Below are 8948 nucleotides of genomic sequence, written 5' to 3'. Positions count from 1 at the left end.
AGCCTTCAAGGCAGAAGATGTGATCAACTTGATCGTTTCTTCTAAACACCCACGTCCTCAATTCTACTCAGCAGCTGAAGCTGAAGAACTGGTTCGTGAAGGATACAAAGTGATCGACTGGGCTTCAACTGTTTCAGCAGATGAAGAACCAGACGTAGTCATTGCAGCTGCAGGTACAGAGCCAAACTTAGAAGCTCTTGCAGCCATCACAATCTTGCATAAGGCGTTCCCAGAATTGAAGATCCGTTTTGTCAATGTTGTAGATATCTTGAAATTGCGTCACCCTTCAGTAGATGCGCGTGGACTTTCAGATGAAGAGTTCGACAAAGTCTTCACAACTGATAAACCAGTCATCTTTGCCTTCCACGGTTACGAAGGCATGATCCGTGACATCTTCTTCAACCGTCACAACCACAACTTGCGTGTGCATGGATACCGTGAAAACGGAGACATCACAACACCATTCGACATGCGTGTCATGTCTGAATTGGATCGCTTCCACTTGGCACAAGATGCAGCCAATGCAGCTCTTGGAGAAGCAGCAAGTGAATTTGCAACTCAAATGGATGAGACAATTGCCTTCCATAATGCCTACATTCGTGAACACGGTGATGATATCCCAGAAGTACACAACTGGAAATGGGAAAATGTAAATAAATAAGTTTATTTCAAAAGAAATCAGAAATTATTCTGATTTCTTTTTTTTATAATTTTAAAGCAGATATCTTTGTACAGAAAATATTACTTGGCAAAAACAGATTCTCGAATACTGGATAGAGAAATCTGTCAAAATTCAATAAAATAGTATATTTTTTTAGATTGCATTGACTTTGCATAAGATTAGGACTAAAATATAGGTGCGGAAACCGCTTACAAATTTAAAAGGAGGTCTGGTTATGGTGAGCGACAGACAACAACGTTTTTCTTTACGAAAATATGCAGTCGGCTTAGTATCAGTGCTTGTCGGATGCTTTTTTTGTGGGGCGACTGTTTTAGCCCAGGAGCAGGAAGGACAGGTAGATGTACCTGCTATTGTAGCAAAAGAAGAAAGCCAAGAGGTGAATCTGTCAGCAGGACAGGATAAAGGCTCAAACGAAGATTTATCGACGGATAAAGGGAGGGAAGAACCTTCTCCACAAGAGCAACCGAAGGCTGAGAAAACTGTTGAAATAGCCCCTTCCCCTACTCAAACCAATCCAGCTTCGAACCCTATTCCTGAAAAAGATGGTATTGAAAAGAAGGAGCAAGAAGATCGCACTATTTCAGCACCTCAGGTAGTAGCCAATAAAGAAGCTACCTCAGCAACCGTAGTAGATGAAAGCCGTGTTCAGGCCTTGGTGCGTTTGGAGACCAAGAAACAAGATGCAACGGCTCCTCTCAGTATTGCAGAGCAGATCAAGGATAATGCACCAATCAAGGAAGCGGTATTAAATGAACTAAAGGAAAAAGGCATTGAATATACGAAATTAGCCGATTTTGATCTGATCTTTAATGGTTTCGTTCTAGAAACCAAGTACAAGGATGCCTTGAAGATTCGTCAGTTAGCGCGTGTGGAAAAGGTAGAAATTACTCCCTTAACGGCTCAGGCGGATGCACAGCCTAGCGCAATGAAGCAGAATACCCTACTTCCTACAAAAGTTAGTGATGAAAATGAGTTGATCAATTTACAGCCTCTCTGGGACAAAGGAATCAAGGGCCAAGGTCGGGTGGTAGCCGTTTTAGATACGGGCCTTGATGTCCACCATAATTTCTTTAGTTTAACGGATAAAAGCAAAGCCAAATACCAGAATAAAGAGCAGATGGAAGCTGCTATGAAAAAGGCAGGTATCACTTATGGAAAGTGGTACAACGATAAGGTGGTTTATGCCTATAATTATTCAGATATGAACGATGAGATTCGAGAAGACGATCCACGTTCGCATGGGACCCACGTGGCAGGGTCGGCTGTTGGGAATGCGACAAAACCTGTGCCAACTGGTGAATATCTAAAGGGTGTCGCACCAGAAGCTCAGCTTATCTTTATGCGTGTTTTCTCTGATAAGAAAGGTATGACAGAACAGGGCTTTATCGTAGCCAAGGCCGTTGAAGATGCGGTCAAGCTAGGTGCAGATACCATCAATATGAGTTTTGGTGGGGTCAATGGGTCTGAAGCAGATACCAATCCCTTAACCCGTCAAGCCTTCGAATTCGCTCGTAAAGCCGGTGTTGTCATCAATGCTGCAGCAGGGAATTACGCCGTGAGTGGATACTGGCAGGCTAAGCCAAAAGCAGATGCGCCGGATACTGGAACGATTGATGAACCCGCCATTGAAGATGGGGTTCTAGCTATTGGTGCCTTCAATAATCAGATCAATCACGAAACGACCATGCGTCTGGAAATCCCGGCTCTAAAGGATAAGAAAGAATTCCAAAATGGCCTCGTAGATCTCCCTGTCTATCGACTGATTTTCCCAGCAGAAGGTCCTCAGTCCTATGTTTCAGTTCAAAAAGGTGGAGTAGATACTTACCGAAATGCTGCGGTGAAAGGAAAAATTGCTCTGGTTGAGAGTGGCGGGGATGTGACGGATGAAGAGAAGGTCAATGCCCTCAGACAAGCAGGTGCAAAAGGTGTTTTGGTTTATCAGAATGAAGAGCAAGGAGATAGCCTCCAAAAACTTCCGATGGGCTATTGGGGTTCCTTCTATCCGGTCAGCGTCTTGAACCATGCTATCGGAAAAGAGCTAGCTGCTCATGCTGGAGACTACGAGCTCATCTTCCACCAAGAAGTCAAGAAAGTACCTTATAGTGAAGCAAACAAGATGCTCTTCTTTACGGGTTGGGGGCTTTCTGCAGAAGGAAAACTAAAGCCAGACGTTACTTTACCTGGTGGAATGGTCTATTCAGCGATTCCAGATGGTTTGTATGATATGGATGAAGGGACTAGTATGGCGACGCCCCATGCAGCAGGGGCAACAGCCTTGATCAAGCAAGCTCTAGAACAGCGGTTCCCAACTTACAGTCCAGAGCAAATCCATACGCTTTTGCGCCAATTAGTCATGAGTACAGCCAGACCTCATTTTGATCAGGAAAGTAAGAGCTACTCATCTGTCCGTCAACAAGGATCTGGTCTCATGGATGCTGCAGCTGCAGCTTTTGGGGATGTCTTTGTAACAGGTGGAAAAGGAACAAACAGCAGTTTGACGCTTGGCAATGTCAAGGATACCTTTACGTTCGAGGTTACGGTGCACAACCTAAGCTCAGAAGCAAAAGACCTCGCTTATCATACGGTCGTCAATACTGATCAGGTGGAAAATGGTCGCATTAGCTTGAAGATGCGTCAGCTATTGGATCAAGTGGGAGAAAAAAACATTCATGTTCCAGCTATGGGAAGTGTGACAGTTCCAATTTCTGTAGATACCAGTGCCTTTACAAGTGAACTCACCAATCAAATGAAGAATGGTTACTTTTTAGAAGGATTTGTCTTCTTTAAAGATACCAAAACCAAGAAAGACCTTGTCAGTCTTCCATATATCGGCTTCAAAGGGCAGTATCAGGACTTACCAGGTATCGAAAAGCCTATCTATGCCTTCACTGGGGATGAAAAACCATTCTATTATTATGCAAATGAAAAAGCAGATAAACCTGAAAAAGACTCAGGAGATCACTTTACAGCCTTGGTCAGCACTATTTGGCGTGGGGGTAAAGAAGTACAGGTTGTTCTAGGAGAAAAAGACGGGCATTATGATGGAAACCAACTAGTCTTCTCGCCAAATGATGATGGTTCCTATGATAGTGTCAAGCTCAATGCAGTAGTTTTGAGAAATGTAGACAATATTCATTTGTCGGTCTATCGTGCAGATGACCTCAAACGCGAGCACCCTATTTTTGAACAAGGCAATGAAAGTCAGAAGAAATCCGACTATGGTTGGCGAATTAATGACCGTAGTAAGATTCTTTATGCAACTCAGTGGGCAGGCAAGGACAATAACAATCAGCTAGTGCCAGATGGGGACTATCAATATGTAGTCACTTATCGTCCAAGCACACCAGGTGCCAAACCTCAAGAGATTGTTCTAAAAGTCCGAGTCGATAAGCAAGTGCCACAACTGGCTAATACCAAGGATCTCTTTGATCCAGCAACTCGTATCTTTAAGCCAGGTGAGATTATTGAAACGGGTAGTGGGCTAGCTGGGAAATACCTCTCCTACCAAAAAGATGGTCAGGAAGTGGAAATTAGTCCAAATGAAGATGGAACTTACTCTATTCCAGAAGGAGTAGATCTAAAAACTGTGCGCTTCTATATTTGGGACCAGGTCAACAATACCAACACCTTAACCTTGGATGGTAATACTGTTTCAGAAGAAAAAACGACAGAAAAATCAGGGACGGAGGAAGCAAGCCCGATAGCTGCGACCAGCCAAGCAACCGTCGGTCGCCTAGAGGTACAAATTGTAGATGAAAAAGGCGAGGCAACCAATCAATACCCAGAAATGATGCGTTACCAAGTCTTTGATAGCAAGGGAAATCGGGTTGACCAGGAATTTAACAGCTATTACGAAGACCCACTACCAAGTCTTCCATTTGGGACCTATACTGTAAAAGTTGTCGGCCAAGATCAAAATTACTCTTGGGTATCTCCAACCACTGTGACAGTCGAACTGAGCAAGGAGCACCCTGAAGGAGTGGTCAAATTTGTCTACCACTATATCGATAAAAATCGCTTTGACCTCGTCTTTGATAAAGAACTTCCAGATGGAACCCGCGTCTTTGCTATTGATCGGAAGACTGGGCAAAAAGTGGAGTTGGATCAAACCCTATATGAACCAAAGACATTTGAAAGCATCCTAATCAATGGAGAGTATCAGATCCATATTGAACTGCCAAAAGGTTATCGGGCAGTAGAAAATGATTTCGTCTATACAGTAACTAATGGCATCAATCGCTACTTGACCAGTTTTGTAGAAGTCTCAGAAGAACAGGTGGAAAATCCAACTGTCCCATCCACTCCCCAACTGTCATCTATGACACAAAAAGGTAAAACAGAAATAGATCAGGGGGCTCAACAAGTCACTCCTCAACCGTTACCTATGACACAAAAAGGTGAAACCGAAATGGATCAGGAGGCTCAGCAAGTCACTCATCGACCAGTCACTTCTCTACCAAAAACAGGACAGGAAAATGAGCAGCTAGGGATTGTAGGCTTTATGGTTCTTCTTCTCACTTTCGGTGTGATCCGAATGAAGAAAAATCATCCAGATCAAGTATAACTATCTCTTAGTAGAGAGAATCGAGTTGGGTTAAGGTGGTGTAAGAGCTGACTTAACCAAGTATATAAAAAGGAGTTTTTATGGAATTTCATCGACAACAACGTTTTTCCATCCGTAAATATGCGGTTGGAGTTGCTTCAGTCTTGATTGGTATGGTCTTTATGGGATCGGTGGCTTCAGCCGATACTGTAACACCGACTCCAACAGCAGTAGATTCTTCGGTACTAGTATCCGATAGCACAACGACAGATGAAAAGGCAACAGAGCCGCCAATCGTTGCTGCTAAGGAAGATATCCCTGCTGTACCAGTAGAAGAATCGGCTTCCGTTGTCCCTGCTCCAGCAGAGACAGAGGGGAAGGACCAGGCAAAGCAACCCCAGAACACTTCTTCAGTTGCTAGCATTCCTTCAAATGAGCACTTAAAAGAAGAAAAGTCCTTGTCCCCTTCTGTTATTGCAAGGCCAAAAGACAATCCTGAAGTTGTTGCGACGGACACTCCCAAGGAAGTAGCTAAAGAAACTCTAGAAGATGCAAGTCCAGTCGAGGTCCTAGTTCGCCTGAAAGAAAAGGTTTCGGATGGAAGTGGAGCAGGATCTCCGACTTCAAAAGAAGCTCGTATCCAGCAAACCAACCAAGATCATGAACAATTTTTGAAAGAACTTGAAAGACAATCCATTCAGTTCAAAAAATTGTATGACGTTAATTTGCTCTTTAATGGACTGGCTCTAGAGACGACCTATGGAGATGCTAAAAAGATCCGGGGACTAGCACGTGTAGATGCCGTAGATTATGCTCCACTCGGTCGGACCAGAGTAGCGGAGGACCAGCCTGCTCCTGCATCACCAGCTTCAACTACGACCAAGGTCAGTGAAGAAAATAGCCTCATCAATTTACAGCCACTCTGGGATAAAGGCATCAAAGGTCAGGGACAGGTTGTAGCAGTTATCGATTCAGGGGTGGATCCGGCACACGATATTTTCCGCCTGACAGATATCAGTAAGGCCAAGTACAAGAGTGAAGCAGAAATTGAAGAAGCCAAGAAAAAAGCAGGCATCACTTACGGAAAATGGTACAACAATAAAGTCGTCTACGTTCACAACTATAGTGATATGAATGATAATGTTAAAGAAGACGATCCAATCTCTCACGGAGCCCACGTGGCAGGAACGGCTGTGGGGAATGCCTCTCAACCATCCCCAAATGGTGAAATTATCCGAGGTGTCGCTCCAGAAGCCCAGCTCATGTTTTTACGTGTTTTCTCAGATACTAAGGGCGGGCAGGTTCAAAATTTCATCTATACCAAGGCGGTAGAAGATGCCATCAAATTAGGGGCTGATTCCATCAATATGAGTTTAGGAACTGCATCAGGCTCTATTTATGATGTTGGAGAAATCACGCGCCAAGCCTTTGATGCAGCAAGAAAGGCGGGAGTAACCATTACAGTTGCTTCTACCAATATGGCCACCAATGGCTTCTGGCACAGCAAGCCACTTGCAAGCACACCAGATTATGGAATGACAGGGACCCCTTCTGTCAATCCCAATGTCCTTTCGGTCGCTTCGATTAATAGTCTGACCAAGCATGAGTCGACAGAAGCAAGCCTGACAGTAGAAGCATTAAAAGGTTCAAAAGACTTCCCAGATGGCAAAATTCCGATGCACTCCTTTGTAGAACGCGACGCCTTTCGTACGACGACCCCTCAAAGCTATCTCCATGTGGAAAAGGGAGGGATCGATCACTACCAAGCTGATAGCATCAATGGTCACTTAGTCCTTACTGAACGAGGTGGCGAAGTTTCTGATGTGGATAAGATCAAAGAACTTAAAAGAGCTGGAGCAACAGGTGTGATCTTTTATCAGACCGAGGAGCAGGGCAATAATCCCATAGGATTTGACTTAGAAGGACTTGGAGAGCGATTCCCAGTTGGGGTCATTGGGCACGATGCTGGAAGTGTCCTAGCTCAACATGCCAATGACTACCAGCTCCATATTGCCAACAAATTCAAACGTGTGCCTTATGATGCGGCTAATCAATTATCCGACTTCTCCTCTTGGGGGCTATCAGCTGATGGCGACCTCAAACCAGATGTCACCCTTCCAGGAGGTATGATCTATTCATCTGTTAATAATGGAGAGTACTATATGGATAGGGGAACCAGTATGGCCTCTCCCCATGCAGCAGGAGCCACTGTACTGGTGAAACAAGCCTTGAAGGAGCGCTTCCCTCATCTCAGCCCAGAACAGTTGCAAGTTCTTGTCAAACAAATGACCATGAGTACGGCCGTTCCGCATGTGGATGAGGAAACCAAGGCTTATTCCTCTGTACGTCAACAGGGAGCAGGGGTTATGGATGTTACAGCTGCAGCTCTAGGGGATCTCTATGTAACAGCCAAAGATGCAAAAAGCAGTCTAACACTTGGCAATGTCACTGATACCTTTGAGTTTGATGTAACCATCCACAATCTTTCCAATCAAGATAAGTCTATCCACTATGAAACCACCCTTCAGACAGACCAAGTTCAGGATGGCAAATTCACCCTTCATCCGCGTCTGTTAGAAACCCTAGATGGCAAGGAAACCATCACGATTCCAGCCAATGGTCAGCGGACAATCCACGTGTCAGTTGACGCGAGCAAGTACAAGGAAGAGCTCAGCAAGCAAATGCCAAATGGTTATTTCTTAGAAGGTTTTGTACTTGTCAAAGATGCCAGCAGTAACAAACATCTGGTTAGTCTCCCTTATGTTGGCTTCCATGGAGAATACCAAAATCTTCGCGGGATCGAAAAGCCTATCTACGAATATACAGGTAGTGATAAGCCATTTTACTACTACAAGGACAAGACAGACTATCCAGATGAAAAGGTCCCAGAAACACCAGAGCGTCACCCAGACAACCACTTTACTTCTTTGATCAGTTATGTCTATGAAAATGGGGAGTCTGTAGCCAAAACTCTAGGTCAGGATGGGGATAACTTTGATGGGGACCAACTCTACTTCTCTCCAAATAATGATTCCAGCTTTGATAGCGTCAAGGTAAAGGCCGTCATGCTTCGCAATGTCGAAAATGTCCATCTTTCTGTCTACAAGAAGGATGACACAGCTCGTACCAACCCGATTTACGAAGTTGGAAATGAAGTGCATCGAAAGACCGACTGGAGTTACCGGATTGGGAATCGCAGTGAAGAGTTTTATGAAATCTCTTGGGAAGGCTTGGACAAAGATGGCAAACAATTGCCAGATGGAGAATACCAATTTGTGATTACCTACCGTCCGACTGCTTCAGGAGCCAAACAACAAGAACTCAACTTCAAGGTTAAGATTGACAATACGGCTCCAAGCATAGAGACTGGAAGTGCTCAGTACGATCCAAAGACCCGGATTTTCCGTCCAGGTAAGGTGATTGAAACCGGTAGTGGCCTGGCAGGAACTTATCTGTCCTACGTCAAGGACGGAGAAACAGTAGCCTTGGAACCTCAAGAGGACGGCAGTTATCAGCTTCCAGAAGGGGTAGACCTCTCTACTGTCCGTTATAGCATTTGGGATAAGGTCTACAATACCACTGAGATGGACATTGAAGGGAAGAAAATAGAGGCAACACCCCCAACGAATGAAGCCAGCTCAGATGAACAACCAACCGAGACAGAGACTGAAAAACCGAAGGCTGAAAAGGGGACATTAGAGGTCGTCTTTAAAGATAGCAGTG

3 protein-coding genes are annotated in these 8948 nt (G+C 44.5%); all 3 read left to right on the top strand.

All coding sequences use genetic code 11. The annotated features are described in order from the left end of the window. Nucleotides 1–661: phosphoketolase family protein (locus ACLOR3_RS00990; protein WP_497867155.1), on the top strand; the 661-nt coding region annotated here is incomplete at its 5' end. A 235-nt stretch (nt 662–896) separates the two neighbouring features. Next, nucleotides 897–5246 (top strand): SGO_0316/SGO_0317 family LPXTG-anchored serine peptidase, encoded by a 4350-nt coding sequence (locus ACLOR3_RS00985; RefSeq protein ID WP_411400025.1) that lies wholly within the window; start codon nt 897–899, stop codon nt 5244–5246. 80 nt (nt 5247–5326) lie between these two features. Then, nucleotides 5327–8948 (top strand): SGO_0316/SGO_0317 family LPXTG-anchored serine peptidase (locus tag ACLOR3_RS00980; protein ID WP_412036900.1); only part of this gene is annotated, 3622 nt, incomplete at its 3' end.

The sequence above is a fragment of the Streptococcus intestinihominis genome (assembly GCF_046824975.1).
In the GTDB taxonomy this organism is placed as follows: Bacteria; Bacillota; Bacilli; order Lactobacillales; family Streptococcaceae; genus Streptococcus.
This window is presented reverse-complemented; position numbering and strand designations above follow the sequence as displayed.

Bases quoted from the DNA above. Each gene is read 5' to 3' on its own strand.
- ACLOR3_RS00985 (WP_411400025.1), top strand. From the start codon at position 897: ATGGTGAGCGACAGACAACAACGTTTTTCTTTACGAAAATATGCAGTC.